Below are 24,759 nucleotides of genomic sequence, written 5' to 3' on the forward strand. Positions count from 1 at the left end.
CCGGGCACATTAACAGCCTTGAGGGATGATCTGACGACTTCTCGGTCAGCAGGTGTTTCAACCTGAATATCGACATGCAGAATGGCATCATATGCTAGCCGGAACCGAGGTCAGGATAAGCTCCGGCATAGCAACTTTGGTATCGCGCTCAAGGCGCATCGCGCCTCTCCAGCATCCTTGCACGGGTGATTACCGCCGCCAGGATGCGTGGACGTCACAGAAGTTATTCGGCGCGTGATCCGGGGATATTGGTGTTCTTGCTGGTCGGCACCGGCACCCGGGGCCACAGCAGGTGATCGAGGGACAGGGTTCCACCACCCTTGGCCAGCAGGGGCAACAGCAGACCGGCCCAGCTCAGATGGGTGGGCCAGGCATCGGGATAGACAAACACTTCGATCACCAGTGTCATGCCCAGCAGGCCCAGCGCCCCCAATCTGGTAAACAGGCCAAGGAACAGCAGCAGCGAGAACAGGTGCTCCGAAATCGTCGCGGCATAGGCGGCGAGGTGTGGTGGCACGAGCGGCAGCGCATAGTCGCTGGCAAAGAGGTCGAACGTGCCGTCGGTGATGGTGAACCAGCCTTCCACCTTGGCGCGGCCCGACAGGAAAAAGATGGCGCCCGCGCCCAGCCTCGCCACCAACAGCAACAGCCATTCGGGAAGCAGTCGCCGCGCCTGATCGGTGGCGTGGTGGCAAAACGAGATCAGCGTGGTCATCGGCTTGTCCTTGGTCGTTCGGCGGACATGGCAAGGCGGCCCGGACAGTGCGGATGGCAGCGTCCGGGCACCGCTTGGTGGAGAGGGCTGGTTCAACCGCGCGGCGTGAGCGAGCCCATGCCGTGGGGCGTCTTGATCGACGTGCAGGTGCCGATCTTCACCGCTTTCCAGGCGTTGCCCTGATAGTCCTTGACCGAGGTGCCGGCGCAACTGGTGCCGGCACCGGCCTTGCAGTCGTTCTTGCCGGCGAGCGCGACGCCATAGCACTTCTCGGTCTTGGGAGCATCGGCGGCCTGCGCGCTCGCCCCGGCAATGGTGGCCGAGAGGGCAACCGAGAGAGCGACGGCAGCGGCGGCTTGGGTAATGGTCATGATCAAGCTCCTTGGGAATGAAGGCGGTCAGGTGCGGCGCGGGCGGCGTTCCTGCCCCGGCCGACAGGGAGCATTTCGGCGCGGGTGGACGGTCGGTTACAGAATATATTTTCGACGATGGGCCGCTTGCGGTGTAACCATCGGCGGGTCTGGCGCGAAGCATGGCGTGGGAGCCCACATGCAAGCGAACGAAGCCCAGTTGAAAGCGTGGATGATTGGCGGTCTGGATGGCGATGCGGCCTGCCAGGCGCAATTGCTGCGCGCGCTCGTTCCCGTGCTCGAAGCGTTTTACCGCCGCCGCATGCGCGATCGCCGCGACGACATCGACGATCTCGTGCAGGAAACGCTGATTGCCGTTCACACGCGGCGGGCGACGTTCGACCGGGATCGCGCGTTCGGTGGCTGGCTGTTCGCCATCGCGCGCTACAAGATGGTCGACCACTTCCGCCGCTGCGGCCGAACCTGCCCGATCGAGGGGCTGGACGACATTCTGGTTGCCGAGGGGTTCGAGGAGGCCAGCAGCGCGCGGATCGATATCGACCGCTTGCTGGACGCGCTGCCGGCCAAGCAGTCGCAGGCGATCCGAGCCACCCGCCTCGACGGACTGAGCACGCACGAGGCGGCGGCGCGGGAAAGGATGGGGGAATCTGACGTGAAAGTGTCGGTGCATCGCGGCCTGAAAGCGCTTGCGGCCCGTATCAGAGGCGAATTGTAGGATGAACACCGACCAACTGATCGATGCCCTGGCGCGCGAGGTGACGCCCGTGCCGCGCCATGCCGTGGGGCGCCGCCTGGCCATTGGTCTTGCCGCGGGGGGCGTGATCACGCTTGCGCTGATCGCCTGGCTGCTAGGGTTCAATCCGCAGCTTGGCGCGGCCATCCGGCACTATTCGTTCTGGATGAAATGGGGCTACACCGTGTCGCTGGGCATCTGCGCGGCGCTGGCCACGGCGCGCCTCGCCCGGCCCGATAGTGGCCGGTTCGGCTGGTTGTGGCTGATGGCGATCCCGGTCCTTTCGCTGGTGGCGATCGGCTTGTTCGAAATGAGCCGGGTTCCGCCCGCCCAATGGCTGGCGATGTGGCTGGGGCAAAGCTGGAGCGTGTGCTCGTCGATTGTGTTCCTGCTCTCGGTGCCGATCTTTGGCGGGCTCTTGTGGTCGTTTCGGCGCCTTGCCCCAACGCGCCTGAGAGCCGCCGGCGCCACCGCAGGGCTGACGGCGGGATCGTGGGGCGCAACGCTCTATTGCCTGCACTGCCCCGAAGTGTCCGCGATCTTCGTGCTGACCTGGTATACCCTGGGGATTGGCCTGGCGGCGCTTGCCGGCGCCATCCTCGGGCCGCGTCTGCTGCGCTGGTAATCTTTTTTCGCCGCTGTAACCGCAGCCGGCACCCTGGCGAATAACCCCATGCCACTTTCGGCAATCGCATTTCCCAGGAGCGCTATGATGAACACTCTCAATTCGGGCCTGAGCCTCGCTGCCACTGCTGCCGTCGTGGCCGTGGCGGCCGCGGCTGTTGCCACCCCGGCGATGGCAGCGAGCGGCACGGCCGTGGTCCACTGCTATGGCGTCAATAGCTGCAAGGGCACGTCGGACTGCAAGTCGGGCAACCATGACTGCAAGGGCCAGAACGACTGCAAGGGCCAGGGTTTCAAGGCTCTGTCGGTCAAGGCCTGCAAGGCCGCTGGCGGCAGCCTGACCGAGCCCAAGTAAGCGCCACGACATCCACCCCGGCCTGCGCGCCGCCGCCCCGGCCAGTGGGCGGCGGCGCGCAGGCAAGAGGAGAGCGATCGTGCCTCACCCCAGCTTTGCCGGTTTCGGCCTCGGCCTGCGCAAACCGCATTATGCCGCCTTTCTGGAAGCGGCCGTGCCGGTCGATTTTGTCGAGGTGATATCCGAGAACTTCATGGTTCCAGGCGGGCGGCCAAGGCGCATCCTGCACCAGGTACGCGCGCGCTATCCAGTGGCGCTGCACGGGGTCTCGCTCTCCGTTGGCTCGGCCCATGGGTTGGACGCGGCATACCTGGCGCGTTTGCGTAGCCTGGTGGACGAGATCGAGCCATTGTTCGTGTCAGACCACCTGAGCTGGTCGCGCACGCCGGGCTTCAACGCGCACGATCTCTTGCCACTGCCCTATACCGCCGAAGCGCTCGATATCGTCTGCGCCAACCTGGCCCACGCCCAGGAGTGCCTGGGGCGTGCGATGCTGATCGAAAATCCCTCGAGCTACCTGGCCTTTGCCCAGTCCGACATGGCCGAGTGGGAATTCCTCGAACGGGTCTGCGCGCGGACCGGCTGCGGCCTGCTGCTCGATCTCAACAACATCCACGTTTCGGCGATCAACCATGGCTTCGACCCGCTCGCCTATCTGGCCGGGGTGCCGTTGGACCGGGTGCGGCAGATCCACCTTGCCGGCCACAGCCAGGGCGAGACGCTGTTGATCGATACCCATGATCAGCCGGTCCCGCCTTCGGTATGGACGCTGTTTGCGCAAGTCATCGATCGCCTGGGCCCGGTCGCGGTGATGATCGAGCGCGATGACAATATCCCGCCGCTGGCTGACCTGCTGGCCGAACTCGACCAGGCCCGGAGCCTGGCACGGCGCGGGATTGCGGCATGACGCTGGCCATGTTTCAGGCCGAATTCGGCGACTGGCTGATGACCGGATCGGACCGGGCGGCGGCGCGCTTTGGCCCGGTGGCCCAAGCCGGACTGCTGGTTTACCAGAACAATTATCGCGCGGCGTTGATGGCCTGCCTTCACGAGAGCTTTCCGCAAACGGTGCAGTGGCTGGGGCCTGAAGACTTCCAGGCCAGCGCCGCCCGCTGCATCGATGATCGCCCGCCCGATAGCTGGTCGCTGGACCACTATGCCGCCCTGTTCCCGCAAAGCCTGGCCGCGCAATGGCCTGACGATCCCGAAGTGGCCGACCTCGCCGCGCTGGAACTGGCGCTGGCCGATGCTTTTGTCGGCCCCGATGCCGATCCGCTGCCCAGCGCCGCGATGGGGAGGATCGATTGGGACAAGGCCGTGCTCCGCTGCGTGCCCAGTGCACGCCTGGTGACCTTGCGCACGAATGCGCCGGCGATCTGGTCCGCGCTGGTTCTTGGCGGCACCGTGCCGCGCGCGGAAAGGATGCCGCACCCCGTCGCTGTGCTGGTCTGGCGGCAAGGGGACACCGCCTGCTTTCGCACGCTGGACCCGGCGGAGGCCAAACTCGCCCCGCGACTGCTGGCCGGCGTATCGTTTGCCGAGGTGTGCCGCCACCTGGTGCGCGCGCATGGTGAGGCAGAAGGTGTCAGGATCGCGGGTCATTTGTTGGCGCGGTGGGCGACCGATGGCCTGCTGCATGGCGGTGCCCTGGCCTGAAATCATTGCGGTGCGGGAAAGGTGATGCAATAGAGGGGGGCGGGTGCTCGCTGGCCAGAACGTGGTGCGGGCAGGCTTTTGCGCTGGTCGGGCCGCCAGCGGGCCAACAGTCGTGTCCGGACGTTTCCCGTGTTGCATACCCATGACTTTGCCAGTGCTCTTGCCCGGCTTTGCCACGCGCTTTGCCGAGGGGCCTCTGCATTCTGTTTGCAGCTCGCGCCCGCGCTGGTGCTGTGGCGCCGGATCAACCATCGCCGCCTGGCGTTGAACCGATCGCGGGTGGTTCACCGGCTTCCTTGGGAATGGCGGCGGGCCTTTGCGCAGACAGCGGAGCAAGCATGGAAGCATTGACGGAACCGGCCCGGAACACAGGCAAGCGGGTGGGCGCGCGGCTGAGCCGACTGGCGCTTTACCGCTGGTGGCGGCGCCGGGTCGTGGGGCAGGTCGATCACCAGGCGGTCGTTGCGCGCATCTTCGCGGAAAGCTGCTGGTCACCGCGCTATGCCTTCATGACGATGATGTCTGCCGGGATTGCGATGCTGGGATTGCTGCTCTCGTCCCCGGCGGTGGTGATCGGCGCCATGCTGATCTCGCCGCTGATGAGCCCGATCCTGGGCTTTGGGTTCAGCCTGGCGCTGTTCGATTTTGCCGAAATGCGGCGTTCGCTGCTGGCGTTGGCCGTCGGCGCCGTTGCGGCGGTGGCGTTCACGGCACTGATCGTCACGGTCTCGCCATTGCAGGCCCCCACGGCGGAGATCGTGGCCCGCACGCGCCCCAATCTGTTCGATCTGGGCGTTGCCCTGTTCGCCGCGCTCGCGGGGAGCTTTGCGATCATTCGCGGGCGGGGCGAAACGATCGTGGGGGTGGCGATCGCCACCGCCCTGATGCCCCCGCTTGCCGTGGTCGGCTATGGCCTGGCAACGTGGAACCTGCCCGTGCTGGGCGGCGCATTGGCGCTGTTCGTCACCAACTTCATCACGATCGCGCTCTCGGCAACGGCGATGGCGCGCTATTACGGCTTTGGCCACCAGCTTTCCAGCCGTCAGAGCTGGACCCAGACCATCCTGCTGCTGCTGGTTTTTGTGGCCATGGCCGTGCCGCTCGGCCTGGCGCTCAACCGCATCGCGCGCGAGGCCCTGATCGTCTCGGAAGTGCGGTCGCTGCTGAACAAGCGCTTCGGCAGCGCTTCGCGCGTGACCCAGCTCGACGTGGCATTCGATCGCGAACCCAACGTCATTCGCGCGGTGGTCATCACGCCGCGCGGGCAGACGCAGAAGACCGTGGTGCTGCAAAAGGCGATCGAACAGGAACTCGGGCGCCCGGTTCGCCTCAATATCGACCAGATCCTGCTCGAACCGGGGGCCGGCGCGATCGAGGCGCAGCGCGAGGAACTGCGCCAGGCAGGCGATCAGCCGGACCTGGAGACACAGCGCCTGGCCGGAATCGCGCGGATGATCGCGCTGATCACCGGTGTTTCGGCCGATGACGTGACAATCGACCGGGATCATCACCGCGCCACGGCGGCGGCCGTGCCGCTGCCCGGCGCAACCGTTGCTACCTATCGCGTGCTTGAAGCCCGCGCTGCCGCGCAGACCGATGGCTGGAGCGTGGCGATCGTGCCACCGCAAGGCCCGCTGCCCGAGATCGCCTTTGCCAATGATGCCGACACGCTGGACCCGGTGGCGCGCGAGGCCGTGCTGGCTTCGGCATGGGCGGCGCGGCGGTGGAATGTGCCGGCGCTGGGCGTGCCGGGTCTGCCGGCCGGGACGCCACCCGCGCGGCCCAGCCTCACCCAGCGGCGCGCGCTGGCAGTCGCCGCAGCGCTGGCAACGCAGGGCATCGGCGCCATGCCGGCACCGGGCGGCGGCCAACGGTTCCACTTGTCGACCGGAGACGGCCAGTGATCGCCGGCGTGGCGCTGACGCCGTTCGATGCGGCGGCCATTCTCATCGTGCTGGCCGCCGGGCTGGGCTATTGCAACTATCGCTTCCTCAAATTGCCCGCCTCGATCGGGCTGACGGTCATGGGCGCGATTGCCTCGTTGCTCGTCGTCGGCATAGCCCGCGTCGTGCCCGGCGCCGCGTTCGCGCGGGATATCGTCGGGTTCATCGCCGGCATCGATTTCCACACCACGCTGATGGATGGCATGCTCTCGTTCCTGCTGTTTGCCGGCGCGCTGCATGTGGATTGGCACGAGATGCGGCGCGGTCGCTGGCCGATCATCGTGCTCAGCACCATCGGTGTGGCGCTGTCGACGGCCCTGATTGGTGGCGGCTTCCTGCTGCTGGCCCGCGCCATCGGCTTCGAACTGCCGGCGATCTGGTGCTTTGTGTTCGGTGCGCTGATCAGCCCGACCGATCCGGTCTCGGTGATGGGCGTGCTCAAGCGTGCCAACGTCTCGCCCACGCTTGAGGCGACGGTGGCGGGGGAAAGCCTGTTCAACGATGGCGTGGGCGTGGTCATCTTTACCATCCTGCTGGTATCGGCCTTGTCGGGTGAGGCCTTTTCCCTCGGCCATGCCGCCGGCCTGTTCGCCACCGAAGCGGGCGGCGGCGTCGTGCTCGGGCTGGTCATCGGCTGGATCGCGTTTCGGCTGATGCGCTCGATCGACGATTACAAGGTCGAAGTGCTGATCAGCCTGGCCGTGGTGATGGGCGGCTATGCCATTGCGCGGCCGCTCCATGCCAGCGGGCCGGTGGCCATGGCCGTGGCCGGGCTGATCATCGGCAATGCCGGCGTGGCCCATGCGATGAGCGACACGACCCGCGATTATCTGCACAAGTTCTGGGATCTGATCGACGATATCCTCAACACCGTGCTGTTCCTGTTGATCGGGCTAGAAGTGGTGACCATTCCGGGAGATTTGCGCCTGGTGGTCCTGGGCCTTGCCGCCATTCCGCTGGCGCTGGTCGCGCGCTCGATCTCGGTGCTTCTGCCACTGTGCGCGATCCGGCCGGGGCATCGCTATGGTCTGGTGGCCCCAGTTACGCTGATCTGGGGCGGGCTGCGCGGTGGTATATCCATCGCCCTGGCGCTGGGGCTGCCCGATGGCCCGGCGCGCCCGATCATCCTGGCGGCGACCTACCTGGTCGTGCTGTTCTCGGTCATCGGGCAGGGCGGCACGATCAAGGGCGTGTTGCAGCGCCTGACCGCGAGGGATGAAGGAGCGCCGGCATGAAGGCGCGGCTGCTGCGGCTGTCGAACACCCTGCGCGAAAGCTATTGGTTCGTCCCCACGATCATGGCCCTGGCCGCGCTGCTGCTGGCCTTGACCACGGTGATGATCGACAGCCATGCCGGATCGACGACATGGACGACCGGACTGCCCGGGCTCGACACGGCCCGGCCCGATGGCGCGCGCAGCCTGCTGTCGGCGATCGGCGGTTCGATGATCGGCGTTGCCGGGACGACCTTCTCGGTCACCATCGCGGCGGTGGTCTATGCCTCGGGGCAATATGGCCCGCGTCTGCTCAGCAACTTCATGTCGGATCGGGGCAACCAGGTTACCCTCGGCACCTTCATCGCCACGTTCGTCTATTCGCTGGTGGTGCTGCGCACGATCCACTCGGCGGGGGAGGGCGGATCGGCAGTCGCGGCGTTCGTGCCGCAACTGGCGCTGTTGATCGCCCTGGTCCTGGTGCTGTGTTCGATCGCCGTGCTGATCTACTTCATCCACCATGTGCCGATGCAAATCCACATCAACAGCGTGATCGAACAGATCGGCGGGCGGTTGGTCGATGATATCGAGGCGCGCTTTCCGGCTCGGGACGAGCCCCCATCTGCCACTTCCGCCAGCGCCATGCCGGTGCCCGCTGCCTTGTTGGCCGAGAGGCCCGTTGCCGGCCAGGACGGACCGGCCGCAATCGCGTGTCACGGCATGGGCTATATCCAGCTCATTGACGAGGACGCCGTCATCGCGGTGGCCCAGGAGCACGACATGGTCGTGCGCCTGCATCGCCAGCCGGGTGATTTCGTGCACAAGCACAGCGTGCTGATGACGGCCTGGCCGGCCGATGCCTGCACCGAGCAGGCGGCTACAGTCCTGCGCCATGCTGTCGCGCTTGGTTCGCGACGCAGCGCGCTGCAAGACCTGCGGTTCCTGATCGATGAACTGGTGGAGATTGCCGCGCGCGCTTTGTCGCCGGGCGTCAACGATCCGTTCACGGCCAGCAGTTGTCTCGACTGGCTGGGCGCGGCGCTGGCCACACTGGCGCGACGGCGCCTGCCGCCGGGCCAGCGCGTGGATGCGGAGGGAAGCCTGCGGCTGGTCGCGCAGCCCGTAACGTTCGAGGGTTTTGTCGACCGCGCGTTTGGCGCCCTTGCCCAGTATGCCAGCGCCGACATGATCGCCGGAAAGCACTATCTCGATGCACTGGGCGATGTTGCCCGCAACTGCGATGATCCTGCACTCATCGCAACGCTGGCCAGACAGGCCCGCGCCTTTCGCGCGCTAGCCGCCAAGGCGCTGGATGGCGCATGTCGCGATGCCGTGGTGGCGCGCGCCGACAGTGTGCTGAACGCCTTGGTCCATGCTGGCGCGCAAGACAGCCGCGCCGGCGATGCAGACCGAATGGAAGGGATCATATGACTGTTGCCGTTGCCCTGATCGTGGCGCTTGTCGTCACCCTGGCGCTGACCTTCGGCCGGTTTGCGCGCAGCGATACCTGGCGCGCGACGGTCACGCCCTTGGCGTCCATCATTGGATCTGGCTTTCTCATCTGCGGACCGCTGCTTGCGCGCGAGTTCGGCAGCGCGGCGCTCGGTGCCATGGCCGTTCTGCTGGGTATTGCCTATGCGGCGGGCGCGGTGATCCGGTTCAACATCGTCCATGTCGAAAGCTATCTCGCCAGGGCCAGCTTCAACAATCCCGTCGCCTGGCTGGCACGCGTGACGCAGGGCGTGCTGGCGCTCGCCTATGCGGTGTCGGTGGCCTATTACCTCAAGCTGCTGGCGGAATTCTCGCTCAAGCCGATCGCCATTGCGCCGGCGCTTCAGCCCCTTGCCGCCAATATCATCGTGACCGTGCTGATCGTGCTGATGACGCTGCTGGCCCTGGGGGGCAGTCTGCGCAAGGTGGAGCACCTGGCCCATGGCACGGTCTCACTCAAGATCGGGATCATCGCCGGCCTGCTCGTGGCGCTGGCGCTGGCGTGGGCAATCGGCGGGATGCAAGCGGCATTGCCGCCCGCGCGGCTGTCGTTCGCCAGCGTGCCGATGCTGCTCGGCCTGCTGATCACGGTGCAGGGCTTCGAGACCTCGCGCTATCTCGGCCATGCCTATCCGGCGGCATTGCGGGTCCGCACGATGCGGCATGCGCAATGGATTTCCTCGGCGATCTACCTCGCATTCATCGCGCTGCTCACGCCGTTTCTGTCGCGCGCTGCGGCCACCCAGGGGGTGGCCGGCATTCTCGACATCATGGAACTGATCGCGCCGGCACTCGGCGTGTTCGTGCTGATCGGCGCGGTTGCCAGCCAGTTGAGCGCTGCGGTGGCAGATTCTATCGGCTCGGGTGGCCTGATCAACGAGGTGTCACGGCGCAAGATCAGCGTGCCGCTCGCGTTCCTGCTGGCTGGCGCGCTCGCGATCGTCATCGTCTGGCTGACCGACCCATTCGAGGTGGTCGCGCTGTCATCGCGCGCCTTTGCCTTGTTCTATGCGCTGCAATGTGCGCTGGCGCTGATCGTTTCGGTCAGGAATGGCGTGGGAACAGCGGCGCAGCGGATCGGCTTTGGCGCCATCGGTCTGATCTGCCTGGTCGCAGCGGCGGTCGGCGCACCGGCGGAAGGGTGAGGGGCTGCCACGGGGCCGCCGTCTCCCTACTCCGTAGTGGGCGTGACCCCAAGCGCGCGATTGCCGATTCCGTTAAGGCCATGCCCAGCCTCGTGATGATAACCGTTGGCATTTCCGCAGCGCTTTGAAATGAAGACGCAGCGAAGCGCTCCAGCGAAGGGTTGAAACCCAATCAACTTCTTCAAAACAAGGATGCCATGGGCCTCGCCATCTATAGGGATTTCGCATGAATAGGGCGGGCGCTGCGATCAGGCGCTCGGCGCCTGATCTGCGGCGAATTGATCGTAGGCCTCCACCGCTTGAGCGGCATACATCAGGCTGGGACCAGCGCCCATGTAGATGGCGAGGCCCATGGCATCCATCACCTCTTCGCGGGAAGCACCGTGCCGGACGGCGGCCTGCGCGTGAAAGGCCACGCACCCATCGCAGCGGATCGCGACCGCAATGCCCAGCGCGATCAGCTCCTTGGTCTTGCTGTCCAATGCACCATTGGCCGTGGCGGCGCTGGCCATTGCAGAGAAATTCTTCATGACATCCGGTGCGCCAAGACGAACTTGCTTGATCGCGCCCGACAGTTCCTTGGCCATCTGCGGCCAGTCCTTATGCATCAAGTTCCTCCTCTCAAGGATTGATCTGTCCAGCCAGAGCATTCAATTGCCAGGCGGCAACCATGCGCTGGCCCTCCGCCTCGATGGCGGCCGCATCAGCTGCGGTGGCCTCGCGCTCGGCGTCGAGAACGGCCAGAGTGGGCTTGGCGCCGACCTTTGCTTCCAGTTGAACGCTGCGCAAAGCTTCGGCGGTCGCGGCGGAACGGGCCGCGCTGGCGTCGACCACGCGGCGCGCGGTCTGAAGGCCGGTCCAGGCGGCGATGACCGCAGCGTCGATTTGTTCCCGGGCCTCGCGCGCGCGCGCTTCGCTGGCGTCGAGCGTGGCGTCGGCCTCGTGGATTTTGGCGGTGGTGCGACCACCGGCAAACAAGGTCCAGCGGCCACGGATACCCACTGCCATCGCATCTGCGCGGTAATCTGGGAAGAATTGGTCGCGAGTGCGGGTCGCCTCGGCAAAGGCGCCAATGGTGGGCAGGCTTTCCGCCTTTGCGCCGCGTAACCCGGCTCGGGCGACGTCGATGCCTTTTTCGGCCTGTGCGAGGACGGGATTGGCGTGATGGGCATTGTCGAGCGCCTCGTCCAGGCTGGGCGGGGTGGCGGGCAGCGCTGGCAAGGGGGCGAGCGCGCCCGCTTCATGGCCGGTCAGGCGGACATATTGGGCCTCTGCGGTCACGCGGCGGCCCTGCGCGGCAGCTAGGCCAGCTTCGCCCTCGGCCCGGCGGGCGGTGGCAGCGGCAAGATCCGAGGCGGGGATTTCGCCGGCTTGAAATCGCAAGCGGGCTTGCCGCTCGACTTCGGCCAGTTCGGTGGCCATTTGCTGAAAGCGTGTCTCGATCCGGCGCGCTGCCAATACCTCAGCATGCGCAGCCACCGCGCCCACGATCACCCGCGACCGTGCATCAGCCAACGCCAGCGTGGCGATCGCCTGCCCCCCACGCGCCTGGTCCATCGCCGCAGCCACCCGCCCGCCGGCATAGAGTGGCATTTCCGCGCCTGCTCGCAGCGCCAGCGGCGTGACATTGCTGGCGGTAAAGCCAAAGAAGCCACCATTGTCGATGCGCCCGGCGCCAATCTGTCCTTCGACGCTGAGCATCGGGTTGCCCTGTGCCTTGGCGCCGTCGAGCCTTGCTTGTGCCTGCGCTTCGCCCGCCTGGGCCTCGGCCAGAACAGGAGCGTGCGCCAAGGCATCAGCGATGGTGGCATTCAGATCCTGCCCTTCGGCAAAGGCGGGCGAGGCCACCAACAAGGGCAACAGCATGATCAGATGACGCATGGCATCAGCCCTTATTTGAACGCGCAGCCCGGCTTAACGCCCAGCGCGCGGAACAGGATGGCGGCGGGACAAAAGCCCGTCACACTGGCTTGGAGCATGTTGGCCCCGGCAAACATGGTGAGGTAAATCCATGCAGGGTTCACGAACTGGGCGGCCAAGGCGCTGCCCAAAACAACTGCCCCGGCAAAGCGCATCACAGCGGAATCAAGGCTCATCACACATCCTCCTTGGTGGTTTCTTTCAGCTTGTTGATACCCAGCATTTGCAGCGCGAGCTTTTCATAGAAGGGCTCGCTGACGCCCGAGCGGACCTTCTTGAGGAAGTATTTTTCAAAGCCGACCTTGGCGAGGTGAACCCATTTGCCATGAGACGACCAATTGACGTTACGCGGCGGGATCTGGGGCTGGGCCACAAAGGCAACGCCTCCGTCGCCGAAATCGGCAAGGCACACCGCGTTCCAGCTCGGCACTTCATTCGGCTCACGCCCATCGAGTTCGGCGGCGATATTGTGGGCCACGGCCGTCACCATGCTCTCGATCATGAAGCCGGTCTTGGGCACGCCCACAGGAACCGGCGTCGGCCCCAGCGCCGGAATCGCCACGCAAACGCCCAGCGAGTAGACGTTCTTGAAATTGGGGTTGCGCTGGTGCTTGTCGGCCAGGATGAACCCGCGCGGATTGGTCAGCCCTTCGATGCCATACACCGCCTTGATGCCGCGGAAGGCGGGCAGCAGCATCGAGAAGCCGAACGGTAGATCATGCGCCTTCTTGACCGCGCCATCCTCCCCCACTTCCTCGACATGGGCCATGCCGTCATCGATGCTGGTGACGCGGGCGTTGGTCACCCACTTGATGTGCCGCTCGCGCAACTGGCTTTCCAGCAGGCCCTTGGTGTCACCCACGCCGTCGAGGCCGAGGTGGCCGATATAGGGCTCGCTGGTGACGAAAGTCATCGGCACCTGGTCGCGGATTTTGCGACGGCGTAGCTCGGTATCGAGGATGAGCGCGAATTCGTAGGCCGGACCGAAACATGAAGCGCCTTGCGCCGCGCCCACCACGATCGGCTTTGGGTTTTTGCAGAATTCGTCAAACACGTCGGCGGCATGTGCCGCATGGTCGGTCCGGCAGACCGAAACCGTGTGGCCATCGGGGCCAAAGCCGGGAATCTCATCAAATGCCAGTTCAGGCCCCGTGGCGATCACCAGATAGTCATAAGACATGCTGGTACCGTCGCGCAGTTCCACGCGGTTTTCGGCTGGATGGACGCGGGCGGCACCAACGCTGGTAAAAGTGATGCCCTTCTTGGCCATGACCGGCGGCAGCGACACGCGGATCGCGTCGGTCTCGCGCCACCGCACCGCCACCCATGGGTTGCTCGGCACGAACCAGTAATCGTCACTGTCCGACACCACGGACACCTCTGCGCGGCCTTTGGTAGCATCTCGGATCTCGTATGCGGCGATGGTACCGCCGAGACCAGCGCCCAGCACAAGGATGCGGGGCAATGCGTTTGCAGGCTTGGACATGGATCAGCTCTCCCAGAGATATGCGGCCCCTTGGCTTTCTGACCGATGGGGACTCGGCATCCGCTTCAATCGCACTTGACTAATATGACTATTAAGCAATATAAGCAAGTGGTGTTTTTTACGCGTCTTCATACGCTGCGGAATGGGAGAGCGAATCATGGTCTTTGGCTTTGGAAAGTCGGCAAAACACCGGGAGGTTGGGCCGCAGGAACTGGCGGGCATGGTTGCCGCGAATCAGGTTCTCGTCGTCGATGTGCGCGAGGTGGACGAATTCGCGAGCGGGCACATTCCCGGCTCGATCAACATGCCGCTGTCCACCTTTCAGCCGAGCAAGCTGCCCGCTCCCGGGGCCAGGCAACTTGTCCTGACCTGCCTCGGTGGCAAGCGGTCGGGCATGGCGCTCGACAAATGCGCGGCTGCGCAAGCCAGTGTCGACACCCATCTGGCTGGCGGTTTTGGCGCCTGGGCCAAGGCTGGATTGCCGGTCGAGCGCTGAGTGCAGGCGCGCAGGATCGGGCGCATCGGGCGTGGGTACGGGAGATGACAATGGTTAGAAGCCACTGGGGGGTGAAAGGCATGCAGGGCCGGGGTTTGACGGTCGGGGCCTTGGGTGTTGCGCTCATGGCGGCAACACTTCAGGGCTGTGGGCAGGACAAACCTGTGCCTGACGCGGGAGTGTCGGCGAACGGGCCACGCTTGACCGTAACTGCCAGCGATACGCCCGACTGGCAAAGCGTGTCTGCCGAGGTGACCAGCCAGGATCAGGCGCAAGTGCTGGCGCGCATTCCCGGCCTGCTGACCAGCCTGTCTGTGCGCGCCGGCGATATGGTGCGGCAGGGCCAGGTCATCGGCCGGATTGCCGACAGTCAGCTCACCTATCAATCCGCCGCTTATGGCGCCCAAGCTGCCGCCGCACAGGCGCAGGCCGCACAGGCCAAGGCCGAGCTGGATCGCGTGAAGTTCCTGGCCGCCAATGGCGTCTATGCCAAGGCGCGTCTGGAGCAGGCCGAGGCAAGCGCCAGCGCCGCCGCGGCCCAGACACGGGCCGCCCATGCCCAGCAGGCCAGCATTCGCGCGATGGCGGGCAATGGTGCGGTGGTCGCGCCAGCCAACGGCCGCGTGTTGCGCGCGGATGTGCCGGCCGGATCGCCGGTGGTGCCAGGGATGGTGGTGGCGGTGGTCACCTCCGGCCCGGTGGTGCTGCGGCTCGATCTGCCAGAAGGCCTGGCGGCCAAGGTGAAACCGGGCGCGCGGGTGCGCGTCGATGGGATGAGCGGCGAGGGTAGCGTGACGCGCATCTATCCGGCGGTGACCGCTGGGCAGGTCAGTGCGGATGTCGCCATGGCCGGGCTGGATTCGAGCCTGATCGGGCGGCGCATGGCGGCGCAGTTGGCGGCTGGAATCCATCGCGGGATCATCGTGCCCCGCGCTTTCATCGTCACGCGCTACGGTCTCGACTATGTGCAGGTTGCGACAAAATCTGGCGGGGTAATGCAAGTGCCCGTGCAGACATCGCCCGCCGCAGATGCCAAGAGTGTCGAAATCCTCTCGGGCGTCAATGCCGGCGACGTGCTCGTGGGAGGCGCCTCATGAATCTGGGCATTTCCGGGCGCATCACGCGTGCCACCATTGCCTCGCCCCTGACGCCACTGTTCCTGCTGGCGGCGATCCTTGTCGGGCTGATCGCCACGATTACCATTCCGCGCGAGGAAGAGCCGCAGATCAAGGTGCCGATGGTCGACATTCGCGTTGCTGCGCCCGGCCTTTCGGCGGCGGACAGCGTAGAACTGGCAGGCAAGCCGCTCGAGCAGATCGTCAAGAGCATCGACGGCGTCGAGCATGTCTACACCCAGGCGCAAGACAATGGCGTGATGGTGACGGCCCGGTTCAATGTGGGCCAAGACCCTGAAGCGGCCGCCACCCGTGTGGACGAGAAGATCAAGGCGAACATCGACAAGATCCCTGCCGGCGTCCAGCCCCCGCAGATCACCGTGCGCGGCATCAGCGACGTGCCCATCGTGGTCTTGACGCTCACCCCCAAAGGACCGGGCTGGGACGAACGCAGCCTTTACACGCTGGCTAGCAAGCTGCGCACGGAAGTGGCCAAGGTGGACGATGTGGGCTTGACCTTCATCACCGGGGGACAGCGCGAGGCGATCCGCGTTGTCCCCGATCCGGCAAGGCTGGCGGCGGCGCGTGTGCCGCTCTCTAGCGTCATTGATGTCATCCGTCAGGGTGGCCGCAGCTTCCCCGCCGGCTCGGTCCGCGAGGGTGGGGCAGCGCTGGCCGTGAGCGCAGGCGCGCCTTTCGCCAGTGTGGATGAGGTGCGCCGGCTGACAGTGCGCTCTGCAAGCGGCGCGCCGGTGCTTCTGGGCGATGTTGCGCAGGTTGAGCAAGGCGGCGCGCAGGATCAGGCGCGCAGCTGGCGCTGGAGCAAGGATGGCAGCGGATGGCGACAAGCGCCTGCTGTCTCCATCGCCATTGCCAAGCGCAACGGGGCCAATGCCGTCACTGTTTCTCAAGGTGTAGTGGCGCGGGTCGAGGCGTTGAAGGGCGGGCTGATCCCGGCCAGCGTTTCGGTCAATGTCACGCGCGACTATGGCGAAACGGCGAATGACAAGGCCAATGAACTGATCTTCCATCTGGCTTTGGCGACAGTGTCCATCGTCATCCTGATCGGCTTCGCCATCGGTTGGCGCGAGGCGGGGGTGACGGCGATTGTCATTCCCACCACCATCATGCTCACCATGTTCGCCTCGCGGATCATGGGCTTCTCGATCAATCGCGTATCGCTGTTCGCGCTCATCTTTTCGATCGGCATTCTGGTCGATGACGCCATCGTGATGATCGAGAACATCGCCCGGCACTGGGGCATGAACGATGGTCGCAGTCGCCAGCAGGCCGCTATCGAGGCCGTGGCCGAGGTGGGCAATCCCACGATTATCGCGACCTTGACGGTGGTGGCCGCCTTGCTGCCGATGCTGTTCGTCTCGGGGTTGATGGGGCCTTACATGGCGCCGATCCCGATCAATGCCTCGGCGGCGATGGTGTTCAGCTTCTTTGTTGCGGTGGTGATCGCGCCCTGGCTGATGATCCGCTTTGCGCGGGGTGCGCTCGCCCATGGCCATGCGGGCGAGGATGGCGGCAAGCTCGGCGCGCTCTATGCCCGCTATGCCAAGCGCGTGATCGCCACGCGGGCCAGCGCCAAGCGCTTTCTGATCGGCGTTGGCGTTGCCACTTTGGTGGCCTGCTCGATGTTCTATTTCAAGGCCGTGACGGTCAAGCTCTTGCCCTTCGACAACAAGAGCGAAGTGCAACTGGTGGCTGATATGCCCGAAGGCACTTCGCTGGAGGAAACCTCGCGCATTCTGGAGCAGGCCAGCGCCATTGCGCGCCAGATCCCCGAAGTGAGCGCGATGGAAGCCTATGCAGGTACGGCGGCGCCGTTCAACTTCAATGGCCTCGTGCGCCATTATTTCCTGCGCAGCCAGCCCAATCAGGGCGATGTCATGGTCAGCCTCGCCGCTAAAGGCGATCGCAGCCGGTCGAGCCATGCCATTGCCGTTGATCTACGTGAACGGTTGCGGGCGCTGGCACTGCCTGCCGGTGGTGTGATCAAGGTGGTGGAAACGCCGCCGGGGCCGCCGGTGCTGGCGACCTTGCTGGCAGAGGTCTACGGACCTGACGAGGCGACACGGCAGAAAACCGCGCTGGTGCTCGAACAGATTTTCAAGTCCGTGCCCTTCATCGTCGATACCGACAACTCATTCGGCGTGGCTCGCCCAACGCTGCGACTGGTGCCTGATCGCGACAAGCTGGATCACTATGGCTTGGCAGAGAGCCAGGTGCTCGACAGCATCGGTGCGCTGATGGGGCGGCAAACCCTCGCCTACGTGCCGCGCGGCGCCGATCGTGAACCGCTGCCGGTGGAGATCGGCCTCGATCAATCGCAGCGGAGTTGGTCGGGCGCGCTGGCGGCGACGCCTGTGGCGGTCACGCCCGCAGGGCAGTTGCTCAGCCTTGGTGAACTGGTTGATGCCAAGGCCCAATCTGGCGGGCAGGCGATCTTCCGCCGCGACGGGCGGGGCGCCACCATGGTGATGGCCGACATGGCGGGCCGCTACGAGGCACCGATCTATGGCCTGCTGGCGGTGGACAAGGCAGTGGAGGCCTATGACTGGGTGGGCCATGGGCTAACGAAACCGACTATCCTGATGCACGGCCAGCCCGACGACGAAAGCCACACATCGATCCTGTGGGATGGCGAATGGGAGATCACCTGGGTCACCTTCCGCGACATGGGCGGAGCCTTCATGGTGGCGCTGCTGGCGATCTATGTGCTGGTGGTGGGGCAGTTTGGCAGCTTCAAACTGCCGCTGGTGATTCTCACGCCCGTGCCGCTGACGCTGATCGGCATTGTCTTGGGCCATATGCTGTTTGGCGCGCCGTTTACCGCCACCAGCATGATTGGCTTCATCGCGCTGGCCGGGATCATCGTGCGCAACTCGATCCTGTTGGTCGATTTCATCCGCCATACCGCCACGCCCGGCAAATCGCTGCGCGATGTGTTGATCGAGGCCGGGCGTATTCGCGTCAAACCCATCGCGCTGACCGCCGCTGCCGCCATGATCGGCGCAAGTGTGATCCTCACCGATCCGATCTTTCAGGGGCTGGCCATTTCTCTGCTGTTCGGGCTGGCTTCCTCCACGTTGCTCACCCTTCTGGTCATTCCCGCCATCTACGTGGTCTTGCGGGATGACGGGATTGCCTTATCTGGAGGGGCACTATGAAGCCCACTGACCTTTCCGAATTGAAATCGAACGCTACGCATATGGCGGCGCGGCTCAAGCTCATGAGTCATCCCGAGCGCCTGTTGATGCTGTGCCGCATGGACGAAGGTGAGGTCAGCGTGAGCGAGCTGGTGGCGATGACGGGCCTTTCGCAGTCCGCCGTTTCGCAGCACCTGGCCATGTTGCGCGCCGAAGGTGCGGTGAATGTGCGCATCGACGCGCAGGTACGCTGGTACAGCCTGAGCGATCCCGTCGTTTCGGGTGTGATCCACGCCATGTGCGCGCTATGCGATGCGGGCGCTGTTGGTATGCACGCCAAGGCCTGCTGAAGGTTTCGGTTAAAGACTGATCGTCTGATTGGCCAAGGCTAGGCGGTAGCTGATCAAGATTAGCCCCGTCCCTGTCTCATCCAGCTACGCGCCAAGCCTTTGCACAAGGCGGCTTTCGGTTGGCGCGTCCGTCCTTCGCTCGGTTGATGCAGCACCAGCCATGGGTGCCCGGCCAGCAAAGCCCGCGCAAAGGCTACGCGCCGTCTTTGCCCGCGAGACAGCTGCGCCCCATCGCCCAGCCATTGATCCAATCCATCGGGTACGCTTCCAGCAGATCGACATCGCGGCCCAAGCAGGCAGCCATCTCGTCGCGGCGCAAAGGCAGTGGCCCCGCCAGTGTGGGCTTGGCGATGTGGGCCAATAGCTCCATGCGCAGATCAGCCCGCGCAAACGGTGCGGCGCGGTGGCCCAGCATCCGCTCGCCGTAGCGGGCGCCCTGGACGGAGCGAGCGAGGGAAAGGGACTTGACCATATTATAATTCAATAATATTAGAAATATCTGCAATTAGCAAGCGAGTCTACGCGTATGTGTCGCCTGCCATTGCCGGTGTTGTGCGGAATGCGCAGCCTTACCAAGGGGGGCATGTCCGATGGATATGGCGGTTGTTGAGTTATCCCGGCTGCAGTTTGCACTGACAGCCATGTACCATTTTCTTTTCGTGCCTTTGACGCTCGGCCTCTCTTTCATGCTGGTCATCATGGAGAGCATCTATGTGATCACCAAGCGCCCAATCTGGCGGGTGATCACGCGGTTCTGGGGCAAGCTGTTTGGCATCAACTTCGTGTTGGGCGTGGCAACGGGCCTGACCATGGAGTTCGAGTTCGGCACCAACTGGGCCTATTACGCTCACTACGTTGGGGATATTTTCGGTGCCCCGCTGGCGATTGAAGGGCTGATGGCCTTCTTCCTCGAAGCGACCATGGTCGGCGTGATGTTCTTCGGCTGGGATCGCCTGGGCCGGGTACAGCACTTGATGGTCACCTTTCTGGTCGCGCTGGGCACCAACCTTTCGGCGCTGTGGATCCTGATTGCCAATGGCTGGATGCAGAACCCGGTCGGCGCCACGTTCAACCCCGAAACCATGCGGATGGAAGTGACCGATTTTTCGGCGGTGCTGTTCAATCCGGTGGCGCAGGCCAAATTCGTGCACACCGTCAGCGCGGGCTATGTCTGCGCGGCGACCTTCGTGATGGGTGTTTCGGCGCTTTATCTGCTGCGTGGCAAATACACCAATATTGCTCGCCGTTCGATGATGGTGGCCTCGGCCTTCGGGTTGGCCTCGGCGCTGTCGGTGGTCGTGCTGGGTGATGAAAGCGGTTATGCGCTGACCGACAACCAGAAGATGAAACTGGCCTCGATTGAAGCCATGTGGGAAACCGAAGCGGCCCCGGCCGCCATCACGCTGGTGGGCTTGCCCGATGTGGCGGCGCGCACCACGCATGGCGCGATCAAGTTGCCCTATGTCATGGGCATCATTGGCACGCGTAGCCTGACCGGCAAGATCGACGGGATCGAGGAACTGGTGCTGCGCGCAGACGAGCGCATCCACAGCGGCATCATCGCCTATGATGCGGTGGAAAAGCTGAAGGTTGACCGCGCCGATGGGCCTGCCCGCGCTGCCTTTGAGGCGCATAAGCGTGACATCGGTTACGCCATGCTGCTCAAACGCTATGTCGCCGATCCGCGCAAGGCGGATGACCAGCTGATCCTGAAAGCGGCGTGGGACACTGTGCCCAATGTGCCGGTGATGTTCTTCCTGTTCCGGGGGATGGCGGCATTGGGCTTTGGCTTTATCGCCTTCTTCGGCATGGCCTTCTATTGCGCCTCGGCCTGCCAGTTCTCAAAGCGCTGGTTCCTAAAACTGGCGGTGGTGATGATCCCGCTGCCGTGGATCGCGATAGAATCGGGCTGGGTGCTGGCCGAAATCGGGCGTCAGCCCTGGGCGGTGGACGGCGTGCTGCCCACCTTCCTTGGTGCCTCCTCGCTGACCGTGCCGCAGGTGTGGGCGACGATTTTCGGCTTCACCGCGCTGTATGGCACGCTGGCCGTGATCGAGATCCGCCTGATGATCGCCGCGATCCGCAAGGGGCCGATCGAGCACCACGAGCTTACCGCGCAGGCGCAGGGCTTTGCCCCGCTACCCGCCGAATAAGGGGACAGGATATGCATATCCCTCTCGATTATGAAACGCTGCGGGTAATCTGGTGGGCGCTTTTGGGCGTGCTGCTGATCGGCTTTGCGCTGACCGATGGCTATGACCTTGGCGTTGGGGCTTTGCTGCCCTTCGTCGCGCGTACCGATCAAGAACGCCGGCTGGTCATCAACGCCATCGCCCCGCACTGGGAGGGCCATCAGGTGTGGTTCATCCTTGGTGGCGGCGCGATTTTTGCGGCATGGCCGTTCGTCTATGCGGTGAGCTTTTCCGGCTTCTACCTTGCGATGTTTCTCGTTCTGGCGGCGCTGATCCTGCGGCCGGTGGCGTTCAAGTATCGTTCGAAGCATGCCGATGCCGCATGGCGCAACCGCTGGGATTGGGCCCTGTTCGTGGGCGGTTTCGTGCCGGCGTTGGTATTCGGTGTGGCGGTGGGAAATGTGCTGGTTGGCGCGCCCTTCCGCTTCGATAGCGATCTGCGCATGACCTATGAGGGCACGCTGCTTGGTCTGTTCACGCCCTTTACGCTGCTCACCGGGCTGCTCTCGGTGGCGATGCTGGCGCTGCATGGTGCGGGCTGGCTGGCGGTGAAGATCGAGGAGGGGGTTGTGCTGACCCGCACCCGCGCCATCGCCCGTATCGCGGCGCTGGCCAGCATCGCACTGTTCCTGATCGGCGGGGTGATGGTGGCCAAAGGCGGCATGGGGCTGGCGCTGACGGGGGCTGTTAATACCCAAGGCCCGTCAAACCCGCTGATGTCGGCCAGCGTCGCTGCGCCCGGTGGATGGTTGGCCAATTACAGCGGGCATCCGTGGATGGTGCTGGCGCCGGTCTTGGGGCTGCTCGGGCCATTGGTTGCACTGGTGGGTATCGTCAAACGATCCGGTGCGCTGAACCTCATCGGCACCGCGCTGGCCACTACCGGCATCATCGCCACGGTGGGCCTGTCGATGTTTCCCTTCATCCTGCCGTCCTCGATTGACCCGCGCTCCAGCCTGACCGTTTGGAATGCCTCGTCCAGCCATATGACTTTGTTCATCATGCTGATTGTGACGGTGATCTTCCTGCCGATGGTGCTGGGCTATACGGCCTGGGTGATGAAGATGCTGGGCGGGCGGATCACTCTGCGTGATGTCCAGACCAACCCCGACTTTTACTGAAAGGAACTTCCATGTGGTATTTTACATGGGTGCTGGGTTTGGGCCTTGCGGTGGGCTTTGGCATCATCAACGGGCTGTGGCACGAATTCAATTCGCCGATAGACGAGGATCCTGCGGTCTGAACCTTCACGGTTAAGCAGGTCAGGACACAGCGGCGCCGACCCTTCCCGTCGGCGCCGCTTTGGTTTGGAATTGGAAGGAGGTGCGGGATGAGCGCAATTTCCAGGATCTGTTCCTTGGCCTTGGTCGCAGCAGGATTGGCCTTTCCAGCCCTCACTTTCGCCAAGGGGCGGCATGCTGTCGCGGAACAGCCCTATTATGTCTTTCAAAAGGTGGTCTACCAGAACGATGGTGGTTGGCCGGATGACAAAGCCTATTTCAACCGCCTGTTGCGCCATATCGGCGCGCATATTGCCGCCACGGACGGCAAAGTTGAAATCCGTGTTGTCAACTTTGCAGCCGGGGTAAAGCTTTTCGTGATGGCCAAGGAGGATGCCGAGCTTGCCAAAGCCGTCGATGAGCTGCGGGCCAAGGGCGTGCGCTTCCTGGTCTGCAACAATACGATGCAGGGGATGAAGCTGACCCCTGCGGACCTTTATGGTGTGAAGCCTGATGATGTCGTTCCCAGCGGGGTTGCTGAAATCGCGCGTTTGCAGGGCAAGGGCTATGTCTATCTCCATCCATGAGCGGTCATGAATCCTTGAGCTGTCATGACCCTTGCAGATCACATCCTGTATGCGGGTGCTTGGGCGGGTTTTGCCCTATGCCACAGCCTGACGGCGGGGGCTGGGCCTTCGCATGGTATGGGTCGTCTGTTCGGGCGGGGGCATAGACTCGCCTACAATGCGCTGGCTTTCGTGCAGATCGTGGTGGTCTTGGGGCTGGGCCGATGGTTGGCACAGGGCAATCAACCCTTTGCCCAGCCATTGTGGCTGACCAGTTTGCGCTGGGGAATGGTTGTCTGCGGGTTGGTGCTGGGTCTGTTTGCTTTGCGGGCCTATCGTCTGGGGCCATTTGTCGGTTGGGCACAACTGCGCGGCGAGGAGGATGCCGCGCAGGATCTGGCGGTCGCTGGCCTGCATCGCCATATGCGTCATCCGCTCTATACCGCCGCCTTGCTGCTGCTGTGGGGCAGAGTGGATCACGAACTTGCCTTGGCCACGGCGATTTGGGCCAGTCTATATCTGGCTGTGGGCAGCCATTTTGAAGAGCGCCGCCTGTTGGCGCGCTATGGCGAAGCTTACAGCCGCTACCGCGCGATCACGCCGCGCTTTTTCCCGAGCCTGTTTTAGGCCGGTTTACGCGCCACGAGATCGATGAGCGCCGACATGCCGCTGTGTCCCGGACCTTCCTCGATGACGCTGTCATGGACGGCCAGATGCTTGATGTCCCATCCGGCGAAGGCTTCGCGCAGCATGTCCTCGTTGTAGAGATTGTCAGGCAAGCTTGGTCCGCCCGTGTCATAGGCGATCTGTTCGGGCCGATAGCCTTGCAGCAGGATCAGGCCGCCGGGACGGGTTGCCCGCTGCATTCCGGCAAAGATCCGGGCGCGCAGGGCCGGGTCAGCGAACTGGATGAAGATCGCCACCACTGCGTCGAAGCCGTCTTCGGGCCAGTCCCATGCGGCAAGATCGGCCTGTTGCAGGCCGAGCGATACCCCTCGTTCCTGCGCCAGCTTGCGCGCTTTGGCGAGGCCCGCCTCGGCAATGTCGATGCTGGTGACGTGATGGCCTTGGGCTGCCAACCAGACGCCATTGCGCCCCTCTCCATCGGCCACGCACAGCACGTTGCCCATTGCAGGCAGGCGCGCGGCCTGCTGCGTCAGGAACACGTTGGGCTCTGTGCCGAACAAGTAATCTTTCCCGGCGAAGCGGCCGTTCCAGTGACTTGCGTGATCCATCATCCGCGAGCCCATTCCACGATGCGGCGCGCATCCATGGCGCCCGAAATCCGTTTCACCTCACGCCCGCCCGCCAGCAGCATCAGGGTGGGGATCGACTGGATGCGGTGCGCCGCGCCCAATGCTTGTTCGGCCTCGGTATCGACCTTCAGCAGGCGCATGGTGGGCTCCAGCATCCCGGCGGCCTGTTCAAACGCCGGGGCCATCGCGCGGCATGGGCCACACCATGGCGCCCAGAAATCGACCAACACGGGCAGCGTTCCCTTGCCCACATGCGCAGCAAAGCTGGCGGCGTTAACAGGCAGGGGGTAGCGGGTGAACAGAGCCATATGGCATTTGCCACAGTTGGGTCCATCGCTGAGCCTTTCGCGTGCCACGCGGTTGGCGCCGCCGCAATGCGGGCAAATCACGATCTCGCTCATGCCTGTCCTCCCGAAAGTGCGGTCTAGCTACGCTACAGCATGTAGAGCGCGACCACCACAATGCCAGAGGCGAAGATAGTGTTGAGCATGCCGTTGGCCCCCGACAGTCGGCGCGAGGCCCATATGCCCAGCACCGTACCGCCAATGTGCTGCGCTTCGCGGTGACCGTGCATTTCGGCGCAGGATGGCAAACCGGCCGATAAGGCCCGCAACGGCGCGGCCGATGCTGCGTCAAAGCGCCTTGCCGCATGCCGATTTCGGCAAGGCGAAGTCGGGATTGGCCAGAAACCGCTGATCGGTCAGCGATTGCAGAAAGGTCTCGATCGGGGCCACTTCCTGCGGCGGAATCGCAA

28 protein-coding genes are annotated in these 24,759 nt (G+C 64.3%); 18 read left to right on the forward strand and 10 right to left on the reverse strand.

What is annotated here, in order from left to right:
• Nucleotides 1–223: 223 nt before the first annotated feature.
• Complete coding sequence (locus IP65_RS13830; RefSeq protein WP_022677816.1) at nt 224–715, reverse strand: DoxX family protein; 492 nt, start codon at nt 713–715, stop codon at nt 224–226.
• A 92-nt stretch (nt 716–807) separates the two neighbouring features.
• Nucleotides 808–1,086 (reverse strand): DUF2282 domain-containing protein, encoded by a 279-nt coding sequence (locus IP65_RS13835; RefSeq protein WP_022677817.1) that lies wholly within the window; start codon nt 1,084–1,086, stop codon nt 808–810.
• Nucleotides 1,087–1,264: 178 nt separating this feature from the next.
• Here IP65_RS13835 and IP65_RS13840 point away from each other — a divergent pair, with 178 nt between their 5' ends.
• The 9 genes from IP65_RS13840 to IP65_RS13880 all read left to right on the forward strand — a co-directional run bounded on the left by IP65_RS13840 (nt 1,265) and on the right by IP65_RS13880 (nt 10,246).
• Nucleotides 1,265–1,801 (forward strand): sigma-70 family RNA polymerase sigma factor, encoded by a 537-nt coding sequence (locus IP65_RS13840; RefSeq protein WP_022677818.1) that lies wholly within the window; start codon nt 1,265–1,267, stop codon nt 1,799–1,801.
• Between the two features lies 1 nt (nt 1,802).
• Nucleotides 1,803–2,444 (forward strand): DUF1109 domain-containing protein, encoded by a 642-nt coding sequence (locus IP65_RS13845; RefSeq protein ID WP_022677819.1) that lies wholly within the window; start codon nt 1,803–1,805, stop codon nt 2,442–2,444.
• A gap of 87 nt (nt 2,445–2,531) precedes the next feature.
• A complete protein-coding gene (locus IP65_RS13850; protein ID WP_028658260.1) occupies nt 2,532–2,798 on the forward strand; it encodes a hypothetical protein in 267 nt (88 codons plus the stop codon).
• Nucleotides 2,799–2,877: 79 nt separating this feature from the next.
• Nucleotides 2,878–3,705, forward strand: a complete 828-nt coding sequence (locus IP65_RS13855) for a DUF692 domain-containing protein (RefSeq protein WP_022677820.1) — start codon at nt 2,878–2,880, stop codon at nt 3,703–3,705.
• Nucleotides 3,702–4,454, forward strand: coding sequence for a DNA-binding domain-containing protein (locus IP65_RS13860; protein ID WP_022677821.1), 753 nt, complete (start codon nt 3,702–3,704; stop codon nt 4,452–4,454). The genes IP65_RS13855 and IP65_RS13860 overlap by 4 nt, the downstream gene beginning before the upstream one ends.
• A 338-nt stretch (nt 4,455–4,792) precedes the next feature.
• The gene (locus IP65_RS13865; protein WP_054132102.1) at nt 4,793–6,358 is read left to right on the forward strand and encodes a DUF389 domain-containing protein; all 1,566 of its coding nucleotides are present in this window, start codon (nt 4,793–4,795) and stop codon (nt 6,356–6,358) included.
• Nucleotides 6,355–7,632: a sodium:proton antiporter gene (locus tag IP65_RS13870; RefSeq protein ID WP_054132103.1), complete on the forward strand. Its 1,278-nt coding sequence runs from the start codon at nt 6,355–6,357 to the stop codon at nt 7,630–7,632. Before IP65_RS13865 ends, IP65_RS13870 begins: the two co-directional genes overlap by 4 nt.
• Nucleotides 7,629–9,041: a DUF2254 domain-containing protein gene (locus tag IP65_RS13875; RefSeq protein ID WP_054132104.1), complete on the forward strand. Its 1,413-nt coding sequence runs from the start codon at nt 7,629–7,631 to the stop codon at nt 9,039–9,041. The genes IP65_RS13870 and IP65_RS13875 overlap by 4 nt, the downstream gene beginning before the upstream one ends.
• Nucleotides 9,038–10,246, forward strand: coding sequence for a hypothetical protein (locus IP65_RS13880; RefSeq protein ID WP_054132105.1), 1,209 nt, complete (start codon nt 9,038–9,040; stop codon nt 10,244–10,246). Before IP65_RS13875 ends, IP65_RS13880 begins: the two co-directional genes overlap by 4 nt.
• A 248-nt stretch (nt 10,247–10,494) precedes the next feature.
• Here IP65_RS13880 and IP65_RS13885 read toward each other — a convergent pair whose 3' ends face one another.
• The 4 genes from IP65_RS13885 to IP65_RS13900 are packed head-to-tail and all read right to left on the reverse strand — an operon-like array spanning nt 10,495 to nt 13,652.
• Entirely contained in the window at nt 10,495–10,833 is a 339-nt protein-coding gene (locus tag IP65_RS13885) for a carboxymuconolactone decarboxylase family protein (protein WP_369801293.1), read from the reverse strand.
• A gap of 34 nt (nt 10,834–10,867) precedes the next feature.
• On the reverse strand, nt 10,868–12,127 hold the full coding sequence (locus IP65_RS13890) for a TolC family protein (protein ID WP_054132107.1): 1,260 nt from the start codon (nt 12,125–12,127) through the stop codon (nt 10,868–10,870).
• Nucleotides 12,128–12,138: 11 nt separating this feature from the next.
• Complete coding sequence (locus IP65_RS13895; protein WP_022677828.1) at nt 12,139–12,342, reverse strand: DUF2892 domain-containing protein; 204 nt, start codon at nt 12,340–12,342, stop codon at nt 12,139–12,141.
• Nucleotides 12,342–13,652, reverse strand: a complete 1,311-nt coding sequence (locus IP65_RS13900) for an NAD(P)/FAD-dependent oxidoreductase (RefSeq protein ID WP_054132108.1) — start codon at nt 13,650–13,652, stop codon at nt 12,342–12,344. Before IP65_RS13900 ends, IP65_RS13895 begins: the two co-directional genes overlap by 1 nt.
• A gap of 157 nt (nt 13,653–13,809) precedes the next feature.
• Here IP65_RS13900 and IP65_RS13905 point away from each other — a divergent pair, with 157 nt between their 5' ends.
• From IP65_RS13905 to IP65_RS13920, 4 genes are all read left to right on the forward strand, one after another.
• Nucleotides 13,810–14,148 (forward strand): rhodanese-like domain-containing protein, encoded by a 339-nt coding sequence (locus tag IP65_RS13905; RefSeq protein WP_022677830.1) that lies wholly within the window; start codon nt 13,810–13,812, stop codon nt 14,146–14,148.
• Between the two features lie 200 nt (nt 14,149–14,348).
• Nucleotides 14,349–15,245 carry an efflux RND transporter periplasmic adaptor subunit gene (locus IP65_RS13910; protein ID WP_231627719.1) on the forward strand — a complete coding sequence of 299 codons (897 nt, stop codon included), beginning with the start codon at nt 14,349–14,351 and terminating at the stop codon, nt 15,243–15,245.
• A complete protein-coding gene (locus tag IP65_RS13915) occupies nt 15,242–18,442 on the forward strand; it encodes an efflux RND transporter permease subunit (protein WP_054132110.1) in 3,201 nt (1,066 codons plus the stop codon). Before IP65_RS13910 ends, IP65_RS13915 begins: the two co-directional genes overlap by 4 nt.
• Entirely contained in the window at nt 18,439–18,771 is a 333-nt protein-coding gene (locus tag IP65_RS13920) for a helix-turn-helix transcriptional regulator (protein ID WP_054132111.1), read from the forward strand. Before IP65_RS13915 ends, IP65_RS13920 begins: the two co-directional genes overlap by 4 nt.
• A 193-nt stretch (nt 18,772–18,964) precedes the next feature.
• Here the strand turns inward: IP65_RS13920 and IP65_RS13925 are convergent, their stop codons facing one another.
• Nucleotides 18,965–19,243, reverse strand: coding sequence for a hypothetical protein (locus IP65_RS13925; RefSeq protein WP_054132112.1), 279 nt, complete (start codon nt 19,241–19,243; stop codon nt 18,965–18,967).
• Between the two features lie 118 nt (nt 19,244–19,361).
• On the opposite strand from IP65_RS13925, the gene IP65_RS13930 reads away from it, so the two are divergent.
• The 5 genes from IP65_RS13930 (at nt 19,362) to IP65_RS13945 (ending at nt 23,376) form a co-directional block, all read left to right on the forward strand.
• Nucleotides 19,362–20,924 (forward strand): cytochrome ubiquinol oxidase subunit I, encoded by a 1,563-nt coding sequence (locus IP65_RS13930; protein WP_054132113.1) that lies wholly within the window; start codon nt 19,362–19,364, stop codon nt 20,922–20,924.
• 11 nt (nt 20,925–20,935) lie between these two features.
• Complete coding sequence (gene cydB, locus IP65_RS13935) at nt 20,936–22,084, forward strand: cytochrome d ubiquinol oxidase subunit II (protein WP_022677836.1); 1,149 nt, start codon at nt 20,936–20,938, stop codon at nt 22,082–22,084.
• A gap of 11 nt (nt 22,085–22,095) precedes the next feature.
• Nucleotides 22,096–22,206, forward strand: a complete 111-nt coding sequence (gene cydX / locus IP65_RS20905; RefSeq protein ID WP_022677837.1) for a cytochrome bd-I oxidase subunit CydX — start codon at nt 22,096–22,098, stop codon at nt 22,204–22,206.
• A gap of 87 nt (nt 22,207–22,293) precedes the next feature.
• Nucleotides 22,294–22,770: a DsrE family protein gene (locus IP65_RS13940; RefSeq protein ID WP_028658266.1), complete on the forward strand. Its 477-nt coding sequence runs from the start codon at nt 22,294–22,296 to the stop codon at nt 22,768–22,770.
• Between the two features lie 24 nt (nt 22,771–22,794).
• Nucleotides 22,795–23,376 (forward strand): isoprenylcysteine carboxylmethyltransferase family protein, encoded by a 582-nt coding sequence (locus IP65_RS13945; RefSeq protein ID WP_028658267.1) that lies wholly within the window; start codon nt 22,795–22,797, stop codon nt 23,374–23,376.
• Here the strand turns inward: IP65_RS13945 and IP65_RS13950 are convergent.
• Genes IP65_RS13950 through IP65_RS21385 form a run of 3 tightly spaced genes read right to left on the reverse strand, consistent with a single transcriptional unit; the run spans nt 23,373 to nt 24,579 of the window.
• Nucleotides 23,373–23,987, reverse strand: coding sequence for a class I SAM-dependent methyltransferase (locus IP65_RS13950; protein ID WP_231627720.1), 615 nt, complete (start codon nt 23,985–23,987; stop codon nt 23,373–23,375). The genes IP65_RS13945 and IP65_RS13950 overlap by 4 nt on opposite strands.
• Complete coding sequence (trxC, locus tag IP65_RS13955; protein WP_022677841.1) at nt 23,984–24,406, reverse strand: thioredoxin TrxC; 423 nt, start codon at nt 24,404–24,406, stop codon at nt 23,984–23,986. The genes IP65_RS13950 and trxC overlap by 4 nt, the downstream gene beginning before the upstream one ends.
• A 32-nt stretch (nt 24,407–24,438) precedes the next feature.
• Entirely contained in the window at nt 24,439–24,579 is a 141-nt protein-coding gene (locus IP65_RS21385) for a hypothetical protein (RefSeq protein ID WP_022677842.1), read from the reverse strand.
• Nucleotides 24,580–24,759: the final 180 nt, after the last annotated feature.

This window comes from Novosphingobium sp. AAP1, from assembly GCF_001295765.1.
Taxonomy (GTDB): Bacteria; Pseudomonadota; Alphaproteobacteria; order Sphingomonadales; family Sphingomonadaceae; genus Novosphingobium; species Novosphingobium capsulatum.

Excerpts from the sequence above, each read along its gene's own strand:
- IP65_RS13920 (WP_054132111.1), top strand. The coding sequence starts at position 18,439 with ATGAAGCCCACTGACCTTTCCGAATTGAAATCGAACGCTACGCATATG.
- IP65_RS13830 (WP_022677816.1), bottom strand. The coding sequence starts at position 715 with ATGACCACGCTGATCTCGTTTTGCCACCACGCCACCGATCAGGCGCGG.
- IP65_RS13835 (WP_022677817.1), bottom strand. The coding sequence starts at position 1,086 with ATGACCATTACCCAAGCCGCCGCTGCCGTCGCTCTCTCGGTTGCCCTC.
- IP65_RS21385 (WP_022677842.1), bottom strand. The coding sequence starts at position 24,579 with ATGCACGGTCACCGCGAAGCGCAGCACATTGGCGGTACGGTGCTGGGC.
- IP65_RS13950 (WP_231627720.1), bottom strand. The coding sequence starts at position 23,987 with ATGATGGATCACGCAAGTCACTGGAACGGCCGCTTCGCCGGGAAAGAT.
- trxC (WP_022677841.1), bottom strand. The coding sequence starts at position 24,406 with ATGAGCGAGATCGTGATTTGCCCGCATTGCGGCGGCGCCAACCGCGTG.
- IP65_RS13880 (WP_054132105.1), top strand. The coding sequence starts at position 9,038 with ATGACTGTTGCCGTTGCCCTGATCGTGGCGCTTGTCGTCACCCTGGCG.
- IP65_RS13945 (WP_028658267.1), top strand. The coding sequence starts at position 22,795 with ATGACCCTTGCAGATCACATCCTGTATGCGGGTGCTTGGGCGGGTTTT.
- IP65_RS13840 (WP_022677818.1), top strand. The coding sequence starts at position 1,265 with ATGCAAGCGAACGAAGCCCAGTTGAAAGCGTGGATGATTGGCGGTCTG.
- IP65_RS13875 (WP_054132104.1), top strand. The coding sequence starts at position 7,629 with ATGAAGGCGCGGCTGCTGCGGCTGTCGAACACCCTGCGCGAAAGCTAT.
- IP65_RS13940 (WP_028658266.1), top strand. The coding sequence starts at position 22,294 with ATGAGCGCAATTTCCAGGATCTGTTCCTTGGCCTTGGTCGCAGCAGGA.
- IP65_RS13865 (WP_054132102.1), top strand. The coding sequence starts at position 4,793 with ATGGAAGCATTGACGGAACCGGCCCGGAACACAGGCAAGCGGGTGGGC.
- IP65_RS13850 (WP_028658260.1), top strand. The coding sequence starts at position 2,532 with ATGAACACTCTCAATTCGGGCCTGAGCCTCGCTGCCACTGCTGCCGTC.
- cydX (WP_022677837.1), top strand. The coding sequence starts at position 22,096 with ATGTGGTATTTTACATGGGTGCTGGGTTTGGGCCTTGCGGTGGGCTTT.
- IP65_RS13845 (WP_022677819.1), top strand. The coding sequence starts at position 1,803 with ATGAACACCGACCAACTGATCGATGCCCTGGCGCGCGAGGTGACGCCC.
- IP65_RS13890 (WP_054132107.1), bottom strand. The coding sequence starts at position 12,127 with ATGCGTCATCTGATCATGCTGTTGCCCTTGTTGGTGGCCTCGCCCGCC.
- IP65_RS13860 (WP_022677821.1), top strand. The coding sequence starts at position 3,702 with ATGACGCTGGCCATGTTTCAGGCCGAATTCGGCGACTGGCTGATGACC.
- IP65_RS13885 (WP_369801293.1), bottom strand. The coding sequence starts at position 10,833 with ATGGCCAAGGAACTGTCGGGCGCGATCAAGCAAGTTCGTCTTGGCGCA.
- IP65_RS13900 (WP_054132108.1), bottom strand. The coding sequence starts at position 13,652 with ATGTCCAAGCCTGCAAACGCATTGCCCCGCATCCTTGTGCTGGGCGCT.
- IP65_RS13915 (WP_054132110.1), top strand. The coding sequence starts at position 15,242 with ATGAATCTGGGCATTTCCGGGCGCATCACGCGTGCCACCATTGCCTCG.
- IP65_RS13905 (WP_022677830.1), top strand. The coding sequence starts at position 13,810 with ATGGTCTTTGGCTTTGGAAAGTCGGCAAAACACCGGGAGGTTGGGCCG.
- cydB (WP_022677836.1), top strand. The coding sequence starts at position 20,936 with ATGCATATCCCTCTCGATTATGAAACGCTGCGGGTAATCTGGTGGGCG.
- IP65_RS13895 (WP_022677828.1), bottom strand. The coding sequence starts at position 12,342 with ATGAGCCTTGATTCCGCTGTGATGCGCTTTGCCGGGGCAGTTGTTTTG.
- IP65_RS13930 (WP_054132113.1), top strand. The coding sequence starts at position 19,362 with ATGGATATGGCGGTTGTTGAGTTATCCCGGCTGCAGTTTGCACTGACA.
- IP65_RS13925 (WP_054132112.1), bottom strand. The coding sequence starts at position 19,243 with ATGGTCAAGTCCCTTTCCCTCGCTCGCTCCGTCCAGGGCGCCCGCTAC.